This window comes from Prevotella sp. MGM1 (assembly GCF_002933775.1).
GTDB lineage: Bacteria > Bacteroidota > Bacteroidia > Bacteroidales > Bacteroidaceae > Prevotella.
Map to the genome: position 1 here is coordinate 1 of NZ_BEWV01000063.1, position 1,651 is coordinate 1,651.

The following is a 1,651-nucleotide window of genomic DNA, read 5'->3' on the forward strand; positions in this document are numbered from 1 at the left end:
GCGGACTGATGAGTCGGCTGCGCGGTCATGGGCGTGCGGTGCAGCCGTTCAAGTGCGGTCCTGACTATATAGATACCAAGTTTCATGCGGCCGTCTGCGGCCGTCCGTCGGTCAATCTCGACCTGTTCATGGCCGGCGAGCGGCATGTAAGGGCGCTGTACGGTCACTATTCGGCCGGTGCCGATGTGTGTGTGGTGGAGGGAATGATGGGCATGTACGACGGATATGACCGCAGTCTCGGTTCGACGGCCGACATTGCCCGGGTGCTTGGGCTGCCGGTGGTGCTCGTGGCCGATGCCCGCAGTGCCGCTTACTCGCTTGCCCCGTTGCTCTATGGTTTCACACGGTTCGACAGTAGCGTCACCGTGGCCGGCGTAATATTTAATAAAGTAGGCTCCGAGCGTCACAGGCAGATGCTCCTCCGGGTGTGCTCCGACCTCGGGATAGAGTGCTTCGGCTTTCTGCCGCGCCGCGCGTCGGGCGGTCATCCGTCGCGTTATCTTGGTCTCGATTTCAGTGTCGGGGCTGCCGATGGCGTCACGGCGGCAATAGATGACAACATAGACTGGCGGCATCTGCTTGCTGCCGTATCCCGCCCGTGTCCTGACAAGGTGTCACCGTGGAGCGGATTGCCGTGCATAGGCGGCAATATCGTGGTGGCGCGGAGCGACGAGGCGTTCTCATTCTTGTATCAGGAACATATCGACATGTTGCGTGCCATGGGACGGGTGACCGTGCTCGACCCCGAGAGCGACGAGCCGTTGCCGGCCGACACCTCGCTGTTGTATCTGCCGGGAGGCTATCCGGAGAACCGTGCGTCAGAGTTGTCCGCCGCACGTCGCACGATAAATTCAATATGCGCTTATGCCGGACGTGGCGGCCGTGTGCTTGCCGAGTGCGGAGGAATGATGTACCTGTGCCGCTCGATAGCCACCGACGACGGTGTGCATGAAATGGCGGGAGTGCTGCCGCACGATATTACGGCACGCACGGCCGACCGCCGTCTGTCGCTCGGTTACAGGCGATTTGCCCTCGCCGGCCGCACGGTAAGCGGTCATGAGTTTCACTACTCGCGCTTTGCTGGCGGTGAGCCGCAGAGCATCACTCAGGTGTATAACGCCGCCGGCGAGCCTGTGAGTTCGGCAATATTGCGCACCGGCAACGTGATAGCCGGATATACGCATGTGTATTGGGGCGGAGAAATTGCGCCGACCGACTTTTTCGGGGCGGTGGATGAATAACGGAAAATGAAAAGTATATATACAAAGACCGGTGATACCGGGACAACAGCCATCAGGGAAGGTGTCAGGGTGTACAAGGACGACCCGAGGATAGAGGCCAACGGACAGACAGACCACCTCAACTCGCTGCTCGGCATAGTGCGCTCGCTGCTTCCGGCAGAGAGTGAGGCTGCGGTGATGATACGCGACATACAGCGCGAACTGATGGTAGTGATGAGCCATGTGGCCACGCCCGGGGGGAGCGCAAATCCCCGCAGGCTCGGTGTAGATGATTTGACGCTGCGCATGGAGCGGTATATAGATACTCAACGTGGTGGCGGAGGTTTTGTGCTGGCGGGCGAAAGCACCGTCACGGCGTTCATGCACGCCGCCCGCACGCCAGCCCGTACCGCCGCGCGCCCGCTGGTTTC

The 1,651-nt window shown here is 60.8% G+C and carries 2 protein-coding genes; both read left to right on the forward strand.

The genetic code is table 11. The features are described 5' to 3' along the window. The coding region (locus tag MoGM_RS01865) for a cobyrinate a,c-diamide synthase (RefSeq protein WP_104368524.1) at window positions 1-1,241 on the forward strand (1,241 nt) is incomplete at its 5' end. A 6-nt stretch (window positions 1,242-1,247) separates the two neighbouring features. Then, a partial coding sequence (locus MoGM_RS01870; RefSeq protein WP_104368525.1) for an ATP:cob(I)alamin adenosyltransferase occupies window positions 1,248-1,651 on the forward strand: 404 nt, incomplete at its 3' end.